This window comes from Bifidobacterium simiiventris (assembly GCF_019331715.1).
Lineage (GTDB): Bacteria > Actinomycetota > Actinomycetes > Actinomycetales > Bifidobacteriaceae > Bifidobacterium > Bifidobacterium simiiventris.
Genome location: NZ_JAHBBG010000005.1, coordinates 91,274 through 112,364, shown reverse-complemented (window position 1 = coordinate 112,364; position 21,091 = coordinate 91,274). Strand labels below are relative to the sequence as shown.

Here is a 21,091-nt window from a genome sequence, read left to right as displayed (position 1 = left end):
CGCGTCGGCCTGTTGGAGCCGGTCACTACAATGGGCGATCATGACCGACGAAGAGCAGTTTGCCGAAGCCGCCGCAATGCCGCAGCCCCCGGCAGCCAAACGAATCCCGCACGAGCGCACGTTCCACGGCGACACGTTCACCGACCCGTACGAATGGATGCGAGACAAGGACTCGCCCGACGTGCGCGAGTACGTCGCCGCGCAGAACCAGTACTGCGACGCGCGCATGGCCGGGCTTGCGGGACTGCGGTCGACGCTGTTCGGCGAACTCAAATCGCGCATCCAACAGACCGACATGTCGGTGCCGACGCGCATGAACGGCTACTGGTATTTCGCGCGCACCGTCGAAGGGCAGCAGTACGGCCTGCAATGCCGCATGCCGGTGCGCGGCGAGGACGATTGGGAGCCGCCGCAGGTCGACGCGTCGAGCGAACCTGGATCGTTGCCCGGCGAACAGATCATCTTCGACGCGAACCGCGAATCGCAGGGCCATGATTTCTTCCGGCTTGGCGGCTTGGAACTGAGCCGCGACGGCCGCTGGATGCTGTACGGCGTGGACACGAGCGGCGACGAACGCTACGATTTCCGCATCCGCGACCTCGACACCGGCGAGGAACTGCCTGATCTGCTGGAGGGTATCGGCGGTGCGAGCCTGACTCCGGACGGCAAATGGGTGTTCTATGTGCTGGTGGATGATGCGTGGCGGCCGTATGCGGTGCGTCGGCATCAGGTCGGCACGCCGGTCGAGCAGGACGCGGAGGTCTACCGCGAGGACGACGAACGGTTCTGGGTCGGCGTGGGCATGAGCTTCGACGAGCGCAACATCGTGATTGGCACCGGTTCCAAAACCTCGACCGAAGTGTGGATGCTGCCGATGGACACGCCCGAAGGCGAGTTCTCGGTGTTCATTCCGCGGCAGGCCGACATCGAATACGATGTCAGCTTCGCCTGTTTCGAGGGCGCAGGCGAGCATGGCGAGGACATTCCGCTCGCGATCGTCTACCACAACGCGTCCAATCCGAACTTCGAGATCGACGTGATCGATATGCGTTCGCATAAGCCTCCGTACCGGCTCGGCGAGGGCGTGCGCGTGGCCGTCGGTTCGCCGTACGGCTGCGAGCGCGGCGATGGATTCGAGCCGGGCGCGAGTGTGCGGCGTATCGGCGAAGCGTACTTCAATCCTGCCAATCCGGCCGTGCTGCAGGGGACGCACGGGCTGGCGATCGAAGGCATCGCGATGTACCGGCATTTCGTGTCGCTGGCCTACCGCACGGACGGTCTGCCGCGCGTGGCGATCATGACGAAGGAACGGGCCGCGGCCGATTTCCTCGCCGGTCGTCCGTGGGCGTTCCGCGAGCTGACGCCGCCCGCGTTGGAGGGGGACTGGGACGCCGATTTGGATGCCGACGACCTGGAAACGGCAGCGTCGATGAGCGGCGACGATGCGGCCGGCCCGCACCCGCATCGCGATGCGTCGGCTGGGACAGGCGACGAGTCCGGTGACGACGCGGCTGATCTGACCGGCTCACGCGAGCCGCAGATGGTCGACACGTGGGATGGCGCGGCCGACGATCTGCTGCCCGGTGAGACACGACGGCTGTATTCGATCGGATCGTCCGGCAATCCCTCGTACGATGCGCCGCGCATGCGCTACTCGTTCTCGAGTTACACGCGTCCCGGCGAACTGCACGACATCGACCCGGCGAGCGGCGAGGACCGGCTGCTCAAACGTGCCACTGTGCTCGGCGACTTCGATCCGCGCGACTATATGGAGCGTCGCGTGTGGATCACCGCGCGCGACGGTGAGCAGATCCCGGTGTCGCTCGCGTGGCGGCGCGATATTCCGGTGTCGCAATCGGCGATGTTCATCATCGGCTACGGCGCGTACGAGATCAGCTCCGATCCGGGATTCTCGGTGTCCAGGCTGAGTCTGCTCGACCGCGGCGTGCTGTACGCGGTGCCGCACATCCGTGGCGGCGGCGAGATGGGCCGCGCGTGGTACGAACAGGGGCGGCGGCTCAACAAGAAGCATTCGTTCGAGGATTTCGTGGACGCTACCGTCGCGCTGCAGGAGGCCGGACTGGCCGACCGGCGGCGCACCGTGGCGAACGGCGGTTCTGCGGGCGGCCTGCTGATGGGCGCAGTGGCGAACCTTGCGCCGGACCGGTATGCGGGTATCGAGGCGGACGTGCCGTTCGTGGACGCGCTCACGTCGATCCTCGACCCGTCGCTGCCGCTGACAGTGACCGAATGGGACGAGTGGGGCGATCCGTTGCACGACGCGGACGTGTACCGGTATATGAAGTCGTACACGCCGTACGAGAACGCGCCGGACTCGGGCGGCGCGGTGTCGTGGCGGCGCGATGCGGACGGGAAGCCGGTGTTCCCGAAGCTGTTCGTGACCACGTCGATGAACGACACGCGCGTGCTGGTCGTCGAACCGCTCAAATGGGTGGCACGATTGCAGGCGGCCGGCGTGGACGCGATCGTCAAGATCGAGGTCGAGGCCGGGCACGGCGGCACCACGGGCCGCTACAAGCAGTGGGAGGAGGTCTCCTACGAGAACGCGTGGTGCCTGAGCGTGATGAGCATCCTGCACTGAGCTCGTGTGTCCACAGGCTGAGCGGTTCGCGGCCGGCCTGTGGGCGCGCGTGTAGTCTCGCGTGCTATGAGCAAGACATACACAATCGCCGTGATCCCCGGCGACGGCATCGGCAAGGAAGTCACCCCGTGGGCGCAGAAGGCCCTCGAGAAGGCCGCCGAAGGCGTGGCCGACTTCACCTACGAACCCTTCGATCTCGGCGCGGAACGCTATCTGCGCGACGGCGCGATCCTGCCCGACGACGAGCTGGAACGCATCAAGAAGACCGACGCGATCCTCCTCGGCGCGGTCGGCGACCCGCGCATCAAGGCCGGCATCCTCGAGCGCGGCCTGCTCCTGAAACTCCGTTTCGCGCTCGACCAGTACGTGAACCTGCGTCCGTCCAAGCTGTACAAGGGCGTCACCTCGCCGCTCGCCAACCCGGGCGACATCGACTTCGTCGTCGTGCGCGAGGGTACCGAAGGCCTGTACTGCGGTGCGGGCGGCGCGGTCCGCCGCGGCACCCCGCAGGAGGTCGCCACCGAGGTGTCCATCAACACCGCGTACGGCGTCGAACGCGTCGTGCGTTACGCCTTCGAACTGGCCATGAAGCGCCGCAAGCACATCACGCTCGTGCACAAGAAGAACGTGCTCGTCAACGCCGGCGACATGTGGCAGCGCATCGTAGACAAGGTCGGCGAGGAATACCCCGAGGTCACCCACGACTACTCGCACATCGACGCGGCCACCATCTACCTCGTCTCCGACCCGTCCCGCTTCGACGTGATCCTCACCGACAACCTCTTCGGCGACATCCTCACCGACGAGGCCGGCGCGGTCGTCGGCGGTGTCGGCTACTCGGCGTCCGGCTGCATCAACGCGTCCAACGAATACCCGTCCATGTTCGAGCCGATCCACGGTTCCGCCCCGGACATCGCCGGCAAGGGCATCGCGAACCCGACCGCCGCGATCCTGTCCGCCGCCATGCTGCTCGAACACCTCGGCTTCGACGATGCGGCCAAGAAGATCCACGCCGCCGTCGAGGCCGACATCGAGGAACTCGGTTCCACCCAGCGCACCACCGATCAGGTCGGCGAGGACATTCTCGCCCGCATCTGACGGATTCGTGAATACGCATGTAAAGCCCTGCCGGCAACGGCGGGGCTTTATTATTGCCGCATGGGAATATTGCGAGGCGAATGCAAGACGCCGGGCGGCAAACTGGTCGCCGTACGCGTGACGGTCGACGGCAGGGTCGGGGATGCTGCCGGACGGAATGTGGTCGGCTGCCGGTTGGATGGCGATTTTTTCGTCGATGGCGACGATGCGGCGGCGCGGGAGCTGATCGACGCGATCGAACGCGCGCTGATGAACGGCGAAGCAGTGGAATCGGTGATCGAACGGTACGAAACGGCGACGGGCGTGCGGTTGGTCGGCACCGATGCGGCGGCGATCGACACGGCATTTATGCGGGCGACGGGCGGTAGCTCGGCGATGGGTGTGGAAGATTGCTCGACTCGGCTGCGTCTCGCTCGGCCTGACAGTAATGGGGAAGCGATCGCTCGACACGACAATATAAGAGGGGAGACGCTCGCTCCGGAGATCGAGCGGCGCTGGGCTGCACTGCGACCGGTGGTGATCCACGACATACCGCGTGGGCCGGCCGAACAGATGACCATCGACGAACAATGGGCGCGCGAGGTCGCATCCGGAGAGCGCCCCGCGACCATCCGATTCTGGGAATGGGCCTCGCCGGCCGTGGTCGTCGGCCGCTACCAGTCCATTCCGGACGAGGTACATGAGGACGTCGCCGCACGCGACGGATTCGCCGTCGTACGACGCTGCACCGGCGGCGGCGCGATGTTCATCGAACCCGGCAACACGATCACCTACTCGCTGTACGTACCACTGTCGTTCGTCGCCGGCATCGGTATCGAGGAATCATATCGACTGTGCGATCACTGGCTGATCGAATCGCTGCACGCCATCGGAGTGCGTGCCACGTTTTCCGGCGTCAACGACATCGCCGCAACCGATCCGGCAACCGGCGCTCCGGCAGGCAAGATCGGCGGCGCGGCCCAACGCAGGTTTCCCGCCAAACCGGCCGCGGACGGCCATGCGGCAGGTCCCGGCTCTCTTCTGCACCACGTCACGCTCGCCTACGACATCGACGCGGACCACATGGGCCGCATCCTCAACACGTCCGCCGAAAAACTCTCCGACAAGGCCGTCAGATCGGCCCGCAAACGCGTCGATCCGCTGCGCTCGCAGACCGGAATGCCGCGCGACGAGATCGTTCGCCGCATGATCGCGTACCTGCGTACGACATATTGTTCGTGAACGCGGGGAGACGAACCGGGGGCGACCGATTACAATATGAACAGTCGCGACCGGTCGGCGCCGACCGCGATGCGGTGGTATGCGCGAATGACAGTGGTACGGCGAGGTAAGCAAAGGATGGTGCGATAAGCGTGAAAAGCCCCAACGAGATGCCTGATCAGGGCAACACCCTGCTGCACACCGCCCTGTTCTCCCAAGTATCGTCCGAACAGGCCGAGGAACTGCTGCCGTACCTGATGGAGGCCCGGTACGACAAAGGCGAATGCATCTTCCACGAAGGCGACACCGATCATCGCATGTACATATTGGAATCGGGCAAGGTCAAGCTGATCCGCACATCGTCGGACGACCGCGTGCAGCTGCTGTCGATCCACGCACGCGGCGAGATCCTCGGCGAGATCCCGGTGTTCGACCCGGACGGCGGTCCGCGCACGGCCTCGGCGGTGGCGATGACGAGCGGCACCCGCGTGGTGTGGCTGGAACATGACGCGTTGTTCGACTGGCTCGGCAAATACCCGCGCGTCGCCGTGAACATGCTGCAGGTGCTGGCAAGGCGCATGCGCGAGAACAACGAACGCATCAGCGACCTCGTATTCATGGACGTGCCGGCCCGGATCGCCAAGACGCTCGTTAACCTCGGCAGCCGTTTCGGGGAGCCGGTCGAGGAAGGGCTGCTCGTGCCGCATGACCTGACGCAGGAGGAGATGGCCCAGCTGGTCGGCTCCTCGCGCGAGACCGTGAACAAAGCGCTCACCGATTTCTCGAACCGCGGCTGGATCGCGCGGCGCGGACGGTCGGTGATCATCTACCAGCCCGGCATGTTGATCCGGCGTTCGCGGCGCTGACGGCCGTCGGGAAGCGCGCGGATCCAGCGAATATTCAGCAACTCTCATGATGTTGCGGGTTTTGTGACGATCGCCCGGCACGCCGGTGGGCGGGGCCGGGGCCGGTATACCCGCCCCTTTAGAATGAGCAGCATGCCCAAGAAGAATCCTCTGACAATCTCGCGTGTGCTTGCACTGGTGTTGGCCTATCTGTCGCTGTGCGTGGCGGGTGGCGTCGCCGGCAGTGTGCTGCTCATTCCCGGCGTGTTCGCGGCCAACCGCATGGTGCAGGCCATCGTGCCGTCGCTGCAGGTGGAGGGCATCGACTTCGACGTGACCAGCCTGCCGCAGAAGTCCACGATGTACGCGAAGGACGGCACCACGCAGATCGCCCAGTTCTATGAGGACAACCGCATCGTCGTGCCGATCAAGGATGTCTCGCTCTACATGCGTCAGGCCGTCGTCGCGCGTGAGGACCGTCGATTCTTCGAGCATTCCGGCGTCGACGTGCAGGGTGTGCTGCGCGCGTTCGTCACGAACTATCTCAAGGACACTAACCAGGGCGGCTCGTCGCTGACCCAGCAGTACGTCAAGAACGTGCTTATCACCACGGCCGAAAGCAACAACGACCCGATCTCCCAGTACCACGCCTCCGAGGACACGTACGCGCGCAAGATCCGCGAGATGCTCATCGCCGTGCAGATGGAGAAGAAATACTCCAAGCTCGAGATCCTGCAGGGCTACCTCAACATCGCGCAGTTCGGTTCGAACCGACTCTACGGCGTCGAGACCGCGGCTCAGTATTACTTCGGCGTCTCCGCCAAGGATCTGAACCTCGTGCAGTCGGCCACGATCGCGGCCATCACGAAGAACCCGGAGAACTACGACCCGTCGATCGAGCAGAACCAGAAGGAGGCGCAGAAACAGCGCAACATCGTGCTCGACCTGATGTGGGAGCAGGGATTCATCAAGGACAAGAGCGAGTACGAGACGGCGAAGAACACGCCGATCGCGGACACGCTCAGCATCCATCCGATGACCTCCGGCTGCGTGAACGCCGGAGACTACGCGTTTTTCTGCGACTACGTGACCCACCGCATCCTCAACTCCGAGGAGTTCGGCAAAACGCAGGCCGACCGTGAGGCGCTGCTCAAGGAAGGCGGTCTGACGATCGTGACGACCTTGGACGTGGACGCGAGCAAGCTGCTCATGGACACCGCCCGCGCCACGATTCCGCCGACCGATCCGACCGGATTCGAGATCATGATGGCGTCGGTCAAGCCCGGTACTGGAGAGGTGCTCGGTTTCGGCATCAACCGCTACTACGCCGTGGGCGATACGAGCGACGACCAGACGAAGACATCCATGAACTATATGGTCGATCAGGTCGACGGCGGCGGCGCCGGCTTCCCGGTCGGTTCGTCGATCAAGCCGTTCAACATGGTCGCTTGGCTGCAGGCCGGGCGCTCGATCAACGAGAACCTGCAGACGAGCACGGTCTACCCGGTCAGCGAGTTCATGTGCGACAACTACAACGGCAGCTCGCAGCAGTATTCGGGCATCGGTTCGGCCTGGGAGGTCACGAACGCGGACGGCGGCAACGTGAACCCGGAAAGCCCGCTCAACGGTCTGGTGCGATCGCACAACACCACGCAGGCGTCGATGGGCGCCGTGCTTGGCCTGTGCCGTGTGGCCGACGCGTACACCGCGGTCGGCTACCATGACGCGTCCACGCTGGAGACGATCGACAAGACCACCAAGATCTATGTGCCGTCCATGATGATCGGTACCGTCAACGTCTCCCCGTTGACGATGGCGAACATGTACGCGACGTTGGCCGCGGATGGCGTCGAATGCACGCCGATCGCCATGACCAAGGTCACGCGCAAGAACGGCGAGGAGATCGCCGTGCCGAAGGCCAACTGTCATCAGGCCATCGACAAGGACATTGCGCAGACCGTCGCCTATGCGATGAACCAGGGCACGGTCCGCTCCGACGGCGCCGGCGTGTTCGCTAAACTGTCGAGCGGACGCAAGACGTTCGCCAAGACCGGTACGAACGAAACGACCTACATGGCCACGGGCGGCTTCATCCCGAACGAGATCGCCACGTTCGTGCTCATGGGCGACGTGCAGGCCCCCTACCAGAACCAGGTGGCGAACGTGTCCATCAACGGCACCTACCGCAGCTACTGGGACGGCGGCACGATTGCAGCCCCGGCGTGGAAGGCGTTCATGGACGCGTACGCCGACAAGAAGGGCATGAGCGTCGACGTCGGTAAGGACTACGGCAACGCCGCGAGCAAGTACACGACCTCGAGCGGCGGGGTGACCACGATCCAGGGATCGACCCTGTCGAACTCGACGCGGTCGAACAGTTCGAGCGGGACGAGCACGAACAACTCGACCAATTCGAATTCGACCAATTCGAACACGCAAGGCACCACCAATAACGGCAACGCCTCGAACGAGAACAACGGCGGAACCACGAACGGCGGCCAGTGACCGTCTCGGCAGGCCGGCTACGTAGCCCGCTGCCGGTCTCGTAGTATGCATGAACGCCCGTCCCAGCGACGGGCGTTCGTCGTACAATGGCGTCAAAAGGGGTGGCTCGGAAAGGAACCGACATGAGCGATGAAGACGGCAAGTCCGCCAAGAAGACGAAGAAGAACAAGAAGGGCGCGGATCTGTTTTCCCCGATGCCGTTGCGTGGTCTGACCGTGCGTAACCGCATCTGGATGCCGCCGATGGACACGTACTCGGCCGTGGCCCGCGACGGCAAGCCAACCACGTTCCATTACCAGCATTATGTGTCGCGCGGCATGGGCGGCTTCGGCATGATCATCGCCGAGGCTACGGCCGTGGCGCCGGAAGGACGCATCTCGCCGTGCGACGTGGGCCTGTGGAACGACGATCAGGTCGAGGCGTGGCGCTGGATCGTCGACGGCGTGAAGGCGACCGGCGCGGTGATGGCCGTGCAGCTCAACCACGCCGGACGCAAGGGATCCACCGGCTGCTTCGGTGTGGGATTCTCCGGCGACAGCGTCCCGTTCGAGGACGGCGGCTGGCAGACCGTGGCCCCCAGCCCGATTCCCTACGGCCATTATGCGATGCCGCGTGAGCTGAGCGTGGACGAGATCCACGGCATCGTCGCGCAGTTCCGCGACGCGGCGGCCCGTGCGGTCTCGGCCGGGTTCCAGGCGATCGAGATCCATGCCGCGCATGGCTATCTGATCTCGCAGTTCCTTGATCCTTTAAGCAACGAGCGCACGGACGAGTACGGCGGCGATCTGTCCGGTCGCATGCGGCTGCTGGTCGAGGTGGCCGATGCGATCCGTTCGACGATCCCCGACGACATGCCGCTGCTCGTACGCATCTCCGCGACCGATTGGGCCGCGGGCGGCTGGGATCTCGATCAGACCGTGGAGGTCGCGAAGGTACTCAAGGAGCACGGCGTCGATCTGGCGGACGTGTCGACGGGCGGCATCGTGCCGAACGTGACGATTCCGGTCAAGCCGAACTATCAGGTGCCGTTCTCCACGCAGGTGCGCGAACGCGCCGGCGTGCCGGTGACGGCGGTGGGGCTGATCACCAAGCCGAAGCAGGCCGCGAAGATCGTGGGGCGCGGCGAGGCGGATGCGGTCGAGATCGGGCGTGCGGCGTTGCGCGACCCGTACTGGCCGTTGCGTGCGGCCGCCAAGCTTGGCGTGCCGGTCGCGGACGCGCCGTATCAGCCGCAGTACGTGCGCGGCGCGTACTGAGCAACGATCCATGAACATGATGATGTCATTTCGAGCGAGGCAATAGCCGAGTCGAGAAATCTTTCTGATGTATTGCCAGATGAAAGATTTCTCGACTCGGCTGTACCTCGGTCGAAATGACATATAAGCGCGACGACCGAGGCGATGAGACCGGACTATCGGCTCACGCGTCCGCGCCGATGGCTTCGGCGACGCTGCCGTAGCCATCGCGACGCAGCAGCTCGGCCAGACCGCGCTTCAACACGGTGATCTGCTGTGGGCCGCGGTACATGAGCGCGGAGATGAACATCACCAGACTCGCGCCGCAGCGGATCTTCTCGTACGCCTGCTCGGGCGTGAACACACCACCGATGCCGGCGATCGCGAACCGGTCGCCGTACTCGCGGTACACCTGACGCACCAGTGCATTGCTTGCGCGGTACGTCGGGCCGCCGGAGAGTCCTCCTTCCCAGTCGCGCGGAATCTCCATGCCGGTACGATCCTTCTGCAGGTTCGCAAGGCTCACGCCCTGCACGTTATGCTCGGCCAGCACGTCGAGCAGGGCGCGGAACTCCTCCCAGCTCTTGTTGAGCGGCATCTTGACGAGCGTCGGCTGCGGGCGGTCGATCTTGTCAAGCGCGGTGAACAGGCGGTCGAGCGCCTGAGGGGTCTGGGTGAACGGTTCGCCGGCGTGCGTGTTCGGGCAGGACACGTTCACTTCGACCATCGTGGTGCGTCCGGCCGCGCGGCGCATCGAGATGCAGTAGTCTTCGATGCCCTCGTCCAGATCGCCGCATTTGTCGTCGTTCGTGCGCGCGATCGACACGGAGATCTGCATGTCCTTCGCCTTCGTCCATGCCTTCTCCGCGCGCTCGATCACCTTGTCGGAACCGTCGTTCGCAAGTCCCACGTGCACCATCATCGAATCGTACTCGGGCAGACGGTGGAACCACGGCTTCGGATTGCCCGGGCAATACCGCGCGGTGGTCGAACCGACCGTCTCGAATCCGAAACCGACGTTGTCCATGAGCACCGGCATGTCGCAGTTCTTGTCGAGGCCGGCGGACAGGCCGAACGGATTAGCGAAGTCGATGCCCATCACATTCGTTTCGAGGATCGGGTCGGTGTAGTCGAGCATCTCGTTGAGCAACCACATGAGCGGCGGGATGTTCTTGGTGATGCGGCAGAACTCGATCATCTGGTCGTGCGCCACGTCGGGCGTGTGGTTGAACACGAAGTACGGCTTGATGACGTGCTTGTAGCCGAAGGTGAATAGATCGGTGGTCGCTTTGTTCACGGCGTCGTGCCAGAAGCTTTCAGATACATAGGTCATGCGTTCCATTGTGGCACCGGCGGGGGAGAAGAGGAATCATGGATGGCGTGCTGTTTTGTGCGTTTTGAATGAACGATTTGTGTGATTGTCGGCGTGTTGTGGTGCGAAACGCTCATTTCGGTTTGGTTTGTGAGCTTATGTGTGCGATAATGTTCGAATGATTTCCTCACAACGTCAACATCTGATACTGAGCAGGCTGCGCACCCGCGGTGCGGTGCGCATCACCGCGCTGAGCAAGGAACTCGGCGTTTCCGCCATGACCATCCGCCGCGACATCGCCGAACTGTCCGACAAGGGATTGTTGAAGCGCGTCCACGGCGGCGCCGTGACCACCAGCACGTTGTTGAGCGAGCCGCTGTTCTCCGTAAAGTCGCAGATGGACATCGGCCTGAAGGACGCCATCGCGCAGGAGGCCGTCAAATACGTGGCCCCCGGCGACGTGATCGCCATCGGCGGCGGCACCACGGCGTACGTCTTCGCCCAGCATCTGCTCGAATCGCAGCAGTCCAGCGGCATTACGATCCTCACCAACTCGATTCCGGTGGCCGAACTCGTACAGGCCCTTGAATCGAAGGACGTCGAAGTGATCGTCACCGGTGGCGTTATCACCAGGTCCAACTCGCTCGTCGGGCCGATCGCTGACAAGGTCGTCGCGTCGCTGCGCGTCAACACCGTGTTCCTCGGCACGCACTCCGTGTCGTTGCCGCGTGGCTTCCTCATGCCCAACTCGCTGGAAGCCGCCACCGATATGGCGATGATGGACATCGCCGATCGCACCATCATTCTTACCGATCACACCAAGTGGAGCTGCACCTCGCTGTCGTTGTTCGCGCGCTTCGATCAGGTGGATACGGTGATCACCGACGACGGGCTCGACCCGGACTCGGCGAGCAAGACCAAGGAATTGGTAAAGGAGCTCGTGCTGGCCCACCAGAGCGAGCAAACGGAGGAAAGTGAGTGATTCCCATGGCAGATTTTGCCAACTACGAACCGGGTGCATACGCGAAGGAGCACATCCGCATCACGCCGACCACGCTGGCCGACGGCCGTGACTTCTTCTACCTCGACGACGATCCGGAGTACGTGTCCGGCAAGAAGATGCGCGAACTGCACGATCCGCGTCATCTGGCCTACCGTTTCGCCAACCAGCTGAACGCCGCCGGCGAGGAAGTGCCGTACGCGGCCCCCGAAATGCGCCGCGACCCGCTGACCGGCGACTGGATCCCGATGGCGACCGCACGCATGAACCGCCCGATCACCGCCGGCCCGGGAGCCACCGCCAAGGGCAATCCGCTGGCCGCCCGCAAGCCCGGCGACCCGTACCAGGACGGCGAGGTGCCGGACACCGACTACAACGTCGTCGTGTTCGAGAACCGCTTCCCGTCGATGGTGCGCGTGCCCGGCCGCTCCGAAGACGTGACCTATGTCGACGGCAACCCCCTGTGGGAGAAGAAGATGGCCGTCGGCCGCTGCGAGGTCATCTGCTTCGACCCGAACGAGCACGGTCTGCCGGCCGACCTGCCGGTGTCCCGCCTGCGCACCGTCGTCGAGGCGTGGGCGTTCCGCACCGCCGAGATCTCCAAGATGGACGGCATCGAGCAGATCTTCCCGTTCGAGAACCACGGCCAGGAGATCGGCGTCTCGCTCGCCCACCCGCACGGCCAGGTCTACTGCTACCCGTTCATCGCGCCGAAGCTGGAGCAGGAGCTCAAGCACACCGAGGCGTATCACGAGAAGACCGGCGGCAACCTGCTCAAGGACATCATGAACGCCGAGATCGAAGCGGGCGAACGCATCATCATGCGCAACCACAGCTGGGTCGCGTACGTGCCGGCCGCGGCCCGTTGGCCTCTCGAGGTGCACGTCGCCCCGGTGCGCGACGTGCTCACCATCGACCAGCTCAACGACCAGGAGCGCTGGGATCTCGCCTCGATGTACTCGCACCTCCTGAAGCGCGGCAACGCGTTCTTCGACAAGGGCGACGGCAAGGGCATGGACCTGCCGTACATCGCCGCATGGCACCAGGCCCCGATCCACGACCCGCGCCGCGAGAACTACCGCCTGAACCTGCAGTTCTTCTCGTTCCGCCGCGCCGCCAACAAGATCAAGTACCTCGCCGGCTCCGAATCCGGCATGGCCGCCTGGATCTCCGACACCACGCCGGAACTCATCGCCAAGCGCTTCCATGAGCTGGGCGACGTGGACATCGCCGACTGATCGATCGCATATACGGATCGCCAATACAGAAAGAAACACCAATGACCGCTGTTGAATTCATCGAACCGATTTCCCACGAGGCCGGCGTCGAGCAGGCCACCGCACTGTTCACCAAGACCTACGGTGTCAAGCCGGAAGGCGTCTGGGCCGCTCCGGGCCGCGTCAACCTGATCGGCGAGCACACCGACTACAACGCGGGCCTGTGCCTGCCGATCGCGCTGCCGCACCGCACGTTCATTGCGCTGTCGCCGCGCGACGACACCAAGGTGCGTCTCGTGTCCGACGTGGCTCCCGACAAGGTAGCCGAAGCCGACCTGTACGAACTGCAGGCGCGCGGCGTGGACGGCTGGGCCGCCTACCCGACCGGCGTGGCGTGGGCGCTGCGCGAGGCCGGTTTCGACAAGGTGCAGGGCTTCGACGCCGCGTTCGTCTCCTGCGTGCCGCTCGGTTCGGGCCTGAGCTCGTCCGCCGCGATGACCTGCTCGACCGCGCTCGCCTTGGACGACGTGTACGGGCTCGGCTACGGTTCCTCTGACGCTGGCCGCGTGACGCTGATCAACGCCGCGATCAAGTCCGAGAACGAGATGGCCGGCGCGTCCACCGGCGGCCTCGACCAGAACGCGTCCATGCGCTGCACCGCCGGCCACGCGCTGCTGCTCGACTGCCGTCCGGAACTCACCCCGCTCGAGAACGTCTCCCAGCAGGAGTTTGACCTCGACAAGTACGGCCTCGAACTGCTCGTGGTCGACACGCAGGCCCCGCATCAGCTCAACGACGGCCAGTACGCCCAGCGCCGCGCCACCTGCGAACAGGCCGCGAAGATCCTCGGCGTCGCCAACCTGCGCGTCACCGCCGACGGCATCGCCAAGGCCGACGACCCGTTCCAGGCGCTCAAGGAGACGCTCGATGCGCTGCCGGACGAGACGATGAAGAAGCGCGTGCGCCACGTCGTCACCGAGATCGAGCGCGTGCGCTCCTTCGTGCACGCCTTCGCCAAGGGCGACATCGAGGCCGCGGGCCGCCTGTTCAACGCCTCGCACGATTCGCTGGCCGCCGATTACGAGGTCACCGTGCCCGAGCTCGACGTGGCCGTGGCGGTCGCCCGCAAGAACGGCGCCTACGGTGCGCGCATGACCGGCGGCGGCTTCGGCGGCTCGATCATCGCGCTCGTCGACAAGGGCCGCAGCCACGAGGTCGCCCAGGCCATCGCCGACGAGTTCGAGAAGCAGGGCTTCCACGCGCCGAGGGCTCTGGCTGCCGTGGCGGCGCCGAGCGCGTCGCGTGAGGCGTAATCGCAGTCCGGTGGACTGCGATTAGCCACGGCCGAGACGAGCCGATAGGCGAGTCGAGGTGATGATGAGTCGGCCGTAGGTCGTCCGTAATTGCAGGACGTCGCAGCGCCGAGCGCGAGCCGCGAAGCGTAGCACGACACGCCCGGGCGTACTTACGAAAAATCGAAAACCGTATTACGATCACGTCTCGTCTTGAATAATCGCATGCCATATGGTGTTTTGTCCGCCGTATGGCATGCGATTTTTTTGTTGCCGATCGTGACCCGGACGTTAGGGGTGGTCGGCGCCTGCCAATGAAGTCGCACACCGTGATCCCGCGGCAATCGTCACGGGAACGACGGCGTGCGATCGCATGTCCCGGCGGGTGCCGCGCGACGGCAGCGACATCGATATGAAGAAGAGGATTTCCGTTGTCCGTCAACCAGACAACCATTCGTAAGAACCAACTGTCCGACGACGCGTTCGTGCCGGACGCGCCCCAGCATTTCGATCATCCACACAAGGTCATGCTCGGCCTGTACATCAGCGTGTTCCTGGGCATGCTGTCGGAAACGTCGATGAATATCACCCTGCCCGATCTGATGGCCGACTTCGGCATCTCGTCCGGCACCGCGCAGTGGATGGTCGTCGGCTACATGCTCGCCATCGGCGTGGTGCTGCCGTGCGTGGGCTTCATGCTCAAGTGGGTTAAAGCCAAGACGCTTGTGCTGTTCGCGCTGGTATGTTTCCTGATCGGTGCGATCGTATGCACCATCGCCCCCACGTTCCCGATCCTGTTGGCCGGCCGCATCATGCAGGGAGTCAGCACCGGCATCGCGCTGCCCACCATGTACGCGGCGATCATGCGCGTGTTCCCGCTGCATAAGATCGGCGCGGCGAACGGCGTCGCGGGTCTCGTCATCATGTTCGCGCCGGTCATCGGCCCGACCATCGCCGGCGCGCTCATCGGCGCGTTCTCGTGGCGTGCGATCTTCGCGCTGTTCGCCGTTGTCGCCGTCGTTGCGATCGTATGCACGGCGCTGTTCTTCGTCACGCCGATCGAACGCACCCGTCCGAAGGTCGACGTGATCTCCATCCTCGCCTCGGCGATCGGCTTCGGCTGCCTCGTCGCCGGCGTAAGCCTCATCAGCGACATGGGCTTCGCGCCGGCCGTCATCGCGCTGCTCGTCGTCGGCGTGATCGTGCTCGCGTTCTACGCCCGCCGCCAGCTCACCATCGCCGACCCGTTGCTCGACCTGCACGCGCTGGGCGTCGCCGCGTTCCGCACGCCGGCCATCATGATCAGCTGCTCGTTCTCCTGCACGCTCGCGTTCATGTACCTCGTGCCGCAGGAACTGCAGCGCGGCATGGGCCTGAGCTCCACCGTCGCCGGTCTGCTCATGCTGCCCGGCGGCGTGATCAACGCGCTGTGCACGCTCGCCGCCGGCCGCATGTTCGACCGTTACGGCGCGAAGCGTCTCGTCTGGGTCGGCTCGGCGCTGACCGTCATCGGCGGTGCGCTGTTCTTCATGATCGGTGTCTCCACACCGGTCGCGCTGTTCCTCGCTGCGCACATCATCGTCATGGTCGGCATCCCGTTCATCCAGCAGTCCGCGCAGTCCGCGGCGCTCAAGTCGCTGCCGGGACGCATGGCGGCCGACGGCAGCACGATCATGAACACCATGCAGCAGGTGTGCGGCGCGATCGCCACGGCCGTGGCCACCTGCCTGCTCGGCCTCGGCCAGGCGAACTACACGGCCGCCGGCGGCATGAACCCTGCCCAGGGCTTCGTGGACGGCTCGCGCTACGGCTACCTGTTCGGCATGGTGCTCGTGGTGATCGTGCTGGCGTGCTCTTTTCTGCTCAAGGAGCATCACGAGGAACCGAAGCTCGTACCGGTGCAGGTCGAGGTCGAGAAACTAGCCGCGTGACGCCGGTTCCTCGGACGGTTCAGTGAGATGAACCATGTTTCGTAACGGGTGTTCCCCTATACTGGGGAGCACCCGTTTTCCGTATGCTTTCCGTATGCCCGAAACCGATTTTTCGATCATCCACCAATCAGGGAGCGCCATGAACAAGGCCATCATCACCGTCGTCGGCAAGGACACCGTCGGCATCATCGCACGCGTCTGCACCTACCTGTCCCAGCACAACGTCAACGTGCTCGACATCTCCCAGACCATCATCGACGGCTTCTTCAACATGATGATGATCGTCGACTACGCGAACTCCGACAAGGAATTCAGCGCGATGGTCGGCAACCTCGAGGATCTCGGCGACGACATCGGCGTGCGCATCCGCTGCCAGCGCGAGGAGATCTTCACCAAGATGCACCGCATCTAGTCTCGCCGGACCGAACCGAAAGGAACGCAACCATGCTGAATATCATGGAGGTCCACGAGACCAACCAGATGATCGAGCAGGAAAAACTCGACGTGCGCACCATCACGATGGGCATCTCGCTGCTCGACTGCGCGGCCGACACCGTCGACGAGACCTGCGACAACATCTACCGTAAGATCACCACCTATGCCAAGGACCTCGTCGCCACCGGCCAGGCCATCGAACAGGACTATGGCATCCCGATCGTCAACAAGCGCATCACCGTCACCCCGATCTCGCTCGTCGGCGCCAGCTCGTGCAAGACCTCCGTCGACTTCGTGAAGATCGCGCACGCGCTCGACCGCGCGGCCAAGGAGGTCGGCGTCGACCTCATCGGCGGCTACTCGGCGCTCGTGAGCAAGGCCATGACCCCGGCCGAGCGGCTGCTCATCGAATCGCTGCCGCAGGCCCTGACCGAAACCGACATCGTCTGCTCGTCCGTCAACGTCGGCTCCACGAAGACCGGCATCGACATGAACGCCGTCGAACTGCTCGGCCGCGTCATCAAGGACATCGCGTACAACACGCGCGACAACGACTCGTACGGCTGCGTGAAATTCGTTGCGTTCTGCAACGTGCCCGACGACAATCCGTTCATGGCCGGCGGCTTCCACGGCGTGACCGAAGGCGACGCGGTCATCAACGTGGGCGTGTCCGGGCCGGGCGTCGTCTCGCGGGCGCTGGACGCCGCGAAGGGACGCGATTTCGAGTTCCTGTGCGAGACGATCAAGCGCACCGCGTTCAAGATCACGCGAGTGGGCCAGCTGGTCGCGCAGGAGGCGTCGCGGCGACTCGGCGTGCCGTTCGGCATCATCGATCTGTCTTTGGCTCCGACCCCGGCCGTGGGCGATTCGGTCGGCGAAGTGCTTGAGAAGATCGGCCTCGAACAGGTCGGCGCGCCCGGCACCACCGCGGCGCTGGCGATGCTCAACGACCAGGTGAAGAAGGGTGGCATCATGGCGTCCTCGTATGTCGGCGGCCTGTCCGGCGCGTTCATCCCCGTCTCCGAAGACAAGAACATGATCGACGCGGCGGCCTCCGGATGCCTGACGCTCGAAAAGCTCGAGGCGATGACCTGCGTGTGCTCGGTCGGCCTCGACATGATCGCCATCCCCGGCGACACGACCGCGGCCACGATCTCCGGCCTGATCGCCGACGAGGCGGCCATCGGCATGGTCAACCAGAAGACCACCGCCGTGCGCGTCATCCCGGTGTACGGCAAGGGCGTGGGCGACATGGCCAACTTCGGCGGCCTCATGGGCTATGCGCCGATCATGCCGGTCAACACCACCTCGTGCGAGGCATTCGTGACCCGCGGCGGCCGCATCCCCGCCCCGATCCACTCCTTCAAGAACTGATCGGCGTGGCTGCCCCTCCCTGCGCTCTCAGTTTGGGTACCAGCTGAGTTCAGTTCCAGCGTACGTGTCCGTGGTGCGGCGGGGTATATGTATCGTGACACGCTCCAGGCACCCGACTTCGTCGGGATCGCAGCACAGCTGCTCACTTCGCCTACAGACAGTCCACTGGACTGTCCGTTTAACGGCTCAGCACCCAAGTCTTACGGTCCCGATACATATACCCCGCCGCACCACTGGTTAGCCGTGTAGCTTATGCGTTGAAATTACGTAACGTTGCGTATAAGACGAGCGTGGGGTTGGGATATGCGTTTCCCGACCGTAAGACTTGGCCGAGCGGCCTGGAGCGTGTCGGGGAATGCATATCCCAACCCCACGCGGACACCGCACATTGTCATTCGAATTGAGTGGTGTTTTCGGGCAGGGGCTGTTTTATGCTCGGGTGTCGGATTGCGTACAGTGTGCACGGAATATAAGAGGTGAGGACGATGACGGAACAGTCGGAAGCGCAGCAGAGCCCCGAGGCCAAGGTCGAGAAGATGTTCGAATACGGCTACCGCAAGTCGAACTACGGGCCGGACGAGCTCGTGACCGACGCGCACGGCAACCCGATCTCCGTGGTCGACGCGATGTTGTCCGCCGAGGACGCCGCCAAGGCCGAAACCGCGACCCCGCACCTGTGCTACTACAGCCCGCGCATCCCCGGCAACACCGGTTCCGCGATCCGCCTGTGCGCGGTGACCGGCACGATCCTGCACCTCGTGGAGCCGCTCGGCTTCAATCTGCGCGACACGAAGCTGCGCCGCGCCGGCCTCGACTATCACGACATGGCGCATGTCGTGCTGCACCCGAACTTCGACAATCTCGTCGAATCCATGCCGAACTCGCGCATCATCGCGTTCACCGCGCACGCCACGAAGCTGTACACCGAAGTCGAATACAAGCCGACCGACATCCTGCTGTTCGGCCCCGAACCGGGCGACATCCCCGACCCGATGGACATCATGGCCGGCCCGCACGTCGCCGAACAGGTCCGTCTGCCGATGCGTCCGTCCCTGCGTTCGCTCAACCTCACCAACTGTGCATCCATTGCCATCTACGAGGCCTGGCGTCAGCTCAATTTTGCCGGCGGTAGATAAACAGTCGGCAACTGGTCAACGATGCCGCATCGTATGAACGATCTTCAACGTAACGAATCCGTCCGCCGCAAGCTTGCCGCATGGTGGGACGTGAACGCGCGCGACCTGCCGTGGCGGTTCGGCCGCGCGACGCCGTGGGGCGTGCTCGTCTCCGAGGTCATGAGCCAGCAGACGCAGATGAGTCGCGTCGTGCCGTACTGGGAAGTCTGGATGCAGGCATGGCCGGATGCGGCGGCGCTCGCGGACGCGACGACCGCGGAGGTGATCACCGCGTGGGGGCGGCTCGGCTATCCGCGTCGCGCGTTGCGGCTTCAGGAGTGCGCCCGTGCGGTGCGTGACCGATACGCCGACGAGCTGCCGCGTACCTACGACGAGCTGACGGGCCTGCCCGGCATCGGCGACTATACGGCGTCGGCGGTGCTGAGTTTCGCGTTCGGCGAGCGCATCGCGGTGATCGACACGAACATCCGGCGCGTGCTGTCGCGTGTGTTCCTTGGCGTGGAGTCGCTGGGTGGTTCCGCGAAGCCGGCCGACCGCGAGCTGGCGAACCGTGTGCTGCCAGAGGACGCCGCCCGGTCGGTGACGTGGAACCAGTCGGTGATGGAACTCGGCGCAACCGTATGCACTGCGAAGAACCCGTTGTGCGACGACTGCCCGGTGCGAGGCGATTGTGCGTTCCTTGCGGCCGACCGGCCCGGTCTGGGGGAGCGGCGCACGCGGCCGCGGCAACGGTTCGCCGGCACCGATCGGCAGGTGCGCGGACTGGTGCTGGACGCGTTGCGCGGATTGCCGGACAGCGAACGTGTGCTGCCGCGAACGCGGATCGAAACGTTGTGGGACGACCATATCCAGCTCGACAAGTGCATCGCGTCGCTGGATGACGACGGATTGATCGAGATACTGCCGGACGGCGGCGTGCGGCTGCCACGGTAACGGTCGGATGATGGTCGGGTGATGATGATCTGCCGACGATGATCGGCGGTGCGGAATCGCGCGGCGGCGATGGCCGGATATGCCGATGACAGCGTATGCATTGCCGTCCGATCGCACTAGAGGCGTGGTATAGACTGAGGGACTATGGTACAGCGGAAGTCGGGGCGGCCTATCGGACAGCGCACACCGCGCAAACGTAAGCTCAGCAGGAAACAGCAGGCGATCTATCGACGCCGTCGCATCGTCGCCGTGCTGGCATTGATGATTACGATCGCACTGATCGGCTTCTGCGGGTACAGCCTCGTGCGCGGCATCGGCGCGATCGGCGCCGCGATCAACCATGACGAGATCTACGCGATCTCGCGCGGCGCGGTGCCGGATCCGCCGAAATCCAGCGGCATCAAGGATTGCGCGAAGGGCACGGTGAGCCTGACCCTGACACCGGCCGCGCAAAGTGTGCCGGTCGGTGGTTCGCTGAACTTCACCGCGACGATCACCTATACCGGATCCAGCAAGGTCGGCTGCCTTGTGGACGGATCCGATGCGAACCGCGTGCTGACGATCTCGTCGGGCAATCAGACGATCTGGCGGTCCGATGTCTGCCCCGCCGATCCGCGCATGCTGCTGATGAGCAAGGGCGACGCGGACCAGCAGCAGATCACCTGGAACGCGAACTCGACCGGCACGTCATGCGCGGACGACGGCACGTTGCCGCGCGTCAACGCCGGCACCTACACGGCCCGGCTCAGCCTCAAGGATCAGCCCGAAGTCGTCAGCGATCCGGTGACGATCCTGGTGCAGTAGCTTGCGCCCTATGCCGAACAGGTGGAATCGGGCCTGATCTCACTTGTTCCAGCATGGGGAACGACGCTACGGGACGGCGTGTCCCCCCCCCCCCCCATTTGTTGCGGTTTGAAGACCGGATGCGTTGCGGGCCGCGCCGTTTGCGGGATGCCACGGTACGCGCACGCCGCTA

At 64.4% G+C, this 21,091-nt stretch carries 16 protein-coding genes; 15 read left to right on the top strand and 1 reads right to left on the bottom strand.

What is annotated here, in order from left to right; all coding sequences use genetic code 11:
• Positions 1 to 40: 40 nt before the first annotated feature.
• The 6 genes from KIH76_RS06845 (at position 41) to KIH76_RS06820 (ending at position 9,506) form a co-directional block, all read left to right on the top strand.
• Entirely contained in the window at positions 41 to 2,602 is a 2,562-nt protein-coding gene (locus KIH76_RS06845; protein ID WP_214373713.1) for a S9 family peptidase, read from the top strand.
• Positions 2,603 to 2,668: 66 nt separating this feature from the next.
• Positions 2,669 to 3,700 carry a 3-isopropylmalate dehydrogenase gene (locus KIH76_RS06840; RefSeq protein WP_214373712.1) on the top strand — a complete coding sequence of 344 codons (1,032 nt, stop codon included), beginning with the start codon at positions 2,669 to 2,671 and terminating at the stop codon, positions 3,698 to 3,700.
• Between the two features lie 60 nt (positions 3,701 to 3,760).
• Positions 3,761 to 4,921: a lipoate--protein ligase family protein gene (locus KIH76_RS06835; RefSeq protein WP_214373711.1), complete on the top strand. Its 1,161-nt coding sequence runs from the start codon at positions 3,761 to 3,763 to the stop codon at positions 4,919 to 4,921.
• A gap of 149 nt (positions 4,922 to 5,070) precedes the next feature.
• Complete coding sequence (locus KIH76_RS06830; RefSeq protein ID WP_217625355.1) at positions 5,071 to 5,766, top strand: Crp/Fnr family transcriptional regulator; 696 nt, start codon at positions 5,071 to 5,073, stop codon at positions 5,764 to 5,766.
• Positions 5,767 to 5,889: 123 nt separating this feature from the next.
• A complete protein-coding gene (locus KIH76_RS06825; protein ID WP_214373710.1) occupies positions 5,890 to 8,250 on the top strand; it encodes a transglycosylase domain-containing protein in 2,361 nt (786 codons plus the stop codon).
• 122 nt (positions 8,251 to 8,372) lie between these two features.
• Positions 8,373 to 9,506, top strand: a complete 1,134-nt coding sequence (locus KIH76_RS06820; RefSeq protein ID WP_236036886.1) for an NADH:flavin oxidoreductase/NADH oxidase — start codon at positions 8,373 to 8,375, stop codon at positions 9,504 to 9,506.
• 163 nt (positions 9,507 to 9,669) lie between these two features.
• Here the strand turns inward: KIH76_RS06820 and KIH76_RS06815 are convergent, their stop codons facing one another.
• A complete protein-coding gene (locus tag KIH76_RS06815) occupies positions 9,670 to 10,818 on the bottom strand; it encodes a quinone-dependent dihydroorotate dehydrogenase (protein ID WP_214373708.1) in 1,149 nt (382 codons plus the stop codon).
• A 157-nt stretch (positions 10,819 to 10,975) separates the two neighbouring features.
• On the opposite strand from KIH76_RS06815, the gene KIH76_RS06810 reads away from it, so the two are divergent.
• The 9 genes from KIH76_RS06810 (at position 10,976) to KIH76_RS06770 (ending at position 20,919) form a co-directional block, all read left to right on the top strand.
• On the top strand, positions 10,976 to 11,779 hold the full coding sequence (locus tag KIH76_RS06810; RefSeq protein WP_214373707.1) for a DeoR/GlpR family DNA-binding transcription regulator: 804 nt from the start codon (positions 10,976 to 10,978) through the stop codon (positions 11,777 to 11,779).
• A 5-nt stretch (positions 11,780 to 11,784) separates the two neighbouring features.
• Positions 11,785 to 13,035 carry a galactose-1-phosphate uridylyltransferase gene (gene galT / locus KIH76_RS06805; protein ID WP_214373706.1) on the top strand — a complete coding sequence of 417 codons (1,251 nt, stop codon included), beginning with the start codon at positions 11,785 to 11,787 and terminating at the stop codon, positions 13,033 to 13,035.
• 41 nt (positions 13,036 to 13,076) lie between these two features.
• Entirely contained in the window at positions 13,077 to 14,327 is a 1,251-nt protein-coding gene (gene galK, locus KIH76_RS06800; protein ID WP_214373705.1) for a galactokinase, read from the top strand.
• Positions 14,328 to 14,758: 431 nt separating this feature from the next.
• Positions 14,759 to 16,237 carry an MFS transporter gene (locus tag KIH76_RS06795; RefSeq protein ID WP_338023614.1) on the top strand — a complete coding sequence of 493 codons (1,479 nt, stop codon included), beginning with the start codon at positions 14,759 to 14,761 and terminating at the stop codon, positions 16,235 to 16,237.
• Between the two features lie 139 nt (positions 16,238 to 16,376).
• A complete protein-coding gene (locus tag KIH76_RS06790) occupies positions 16,377 to 16,649 on the top strand; it encodes an ACT domain-containing protein (RefSeq protein ID WP_214373704.1) in 273 nt (90 codons plus the stop codon).
• A 32-nt stretch (positions 16,650 to 16,681) separates the two neighbouring features.
• Positions 16,682 to 18,046, top strand: a complete 1,365-nt coding sequence (locus tag KIH76_RS06785) for a PFL family protein (RefSeq protein WP_219069969.1) — start codon at positions 16,682 to 16,684, stop codon at positions 18,044 to 18,046.
• Between the two features lie 485 nt (positions 18,047 to 18,531).
• Complete coding sequence (locus KIH76_RS06780; RefSeq protein WP_214373702.1) at positions 18,532 to 19,182, top strand: tRNA (cytidine(34)-2'-O)-methyltransferase; 651 nt, start codon at positions 18,532 to 18,534, stop codon at positions 19,180 to 19,182.
• Between the two features lie 21 nt (positions 19,183 to 19,203).
• A complete protein-coding gene (locus tag KIH76_RS06775) occupies positions 19,204 to 20,115 on the top strand; it encodes an HhH-GPD family protein (protein ID WP_420829261.1) in 912 nt (303 codons plus the stop codon).
• Positions 20,116 to 20,259: 144 nt separating this feature from the next.
• The gene (locus tag KIH76_RS06770) at positions 20,260 to 20,919 is read left to right on the top strand and encodes a hypothetical protein (RefSeq protein ID WP_214373700.1); all 660 of its coding nucleotides are present in this window, start codon (positions 20,260 to 20,262) and stop codon (positions 20,917 to 20,919) included.
• Positions 20,920 to 21,091 lie beyond the last annotated feature (172 nt).

Bases quoted from the DNA above. Each gene is read 5' to 3' on its own strand.
- KIH76_RS06845 (WP_214373713.1), top strand. From the start codon at position 41: ATGACCGACGAAGAGCAGTTTGCCGAAGCCGCCGCAATGCCGCAGCCC.
- KIH76_RS06840 (WP_214373712.1), top strand. From the start codon at position 2,669: ATGAGCAAGACATACACAATCGCCGTGATCCCCGGCGACGGCATCGGC.
- KIH76_RS06835 (WP_214373711.1), top strand. From the start codon at position 3,761: ATGGGAATATTGCGAGGCGAATGCAAGACGCCGGGCGGCAAACTGGTC.
- KIH76_RS06830 (WP_217625355.1), top strand. From the start codon at position 5,071: ATGCCTGATCAGGGCAACACCCTGCTGCACACCGCCCTGTTCTCCCAA.
- KIH76_RS06825 (WP_214373710.1), top strand. From the start codon at position 5,890: ATGAGCAGCATGCCCAAGAAGAATCCTCTGACAATCTCGCGTGTGCTT.
- KIH76_RS06820 (WP_236036886.1), top strand. From the start codon at position 8,373: ATGAGCGATGAAGACGGCAAGTCCGCCAAGAAGACGAAGAAGAACAAG.
- KIH76_RS06815 (WP_214373708.1), bottom strand. From the start codon at position 10,818: ATGACCTATGTATCTGAAAGCTTCTGGCACGACGCCGTGAACAAAGCG.
- KIH76_RS06810 (WP_214373707.1), top strand. From the start codon at position 10,976: ATGATTTCCTCACAACGTCAACATCTGATACTGAGCAGGCTGCGCACC.
- galT (WP_214373706.1), top strand. From the start codon at position 11,785: ATGGCAGATTTTGCCAACTACGAACCGGGTGCATACGCGAAGGAGCAC.
- galK (WP_214373705.1), top strand. From the start codon at position 13,077: ATGACCGCTGTTGAATTCATCGAACCGATTTCCCACGAGGCCGGCGTC.
- KIH76_RS06790 (WP_214373704.1), top strand. From the start codon at position 16,377: ATGAACAAGGCCATCATCACCGTCGTCGGCAAGGACACCGTCGGCATC.
- KIH76_RS06785 (WP_219069969.1), top strand. From the start codon at position 16,682: ATGCTGAATATCATGGAGGTCCACGAGACCAACCAGATGATCGAGCAG.
- KIH76_RS06780 (WP_214373702.1), top strand. From the start codon at position 18,532: ATGACGGAACAGTCGGAAGCGCAGCAGAGCCCCGAGGCCAAGGTCGAG.
- KIH76_RS06775 (WP_420829261.1), top strand. From the start codon at position 19,204: ATGCCGCATCGTATGAACGATCTTCAACGTAACGAATCCGTCCGCCGC.
- KIH76_RS06770 (WP_214373700.1), top strand. From the start codon at position 20,260: ATGGTACAGCGGAAGTCGGGGCGGCCTATCGGACAGCGCACACCGCGC.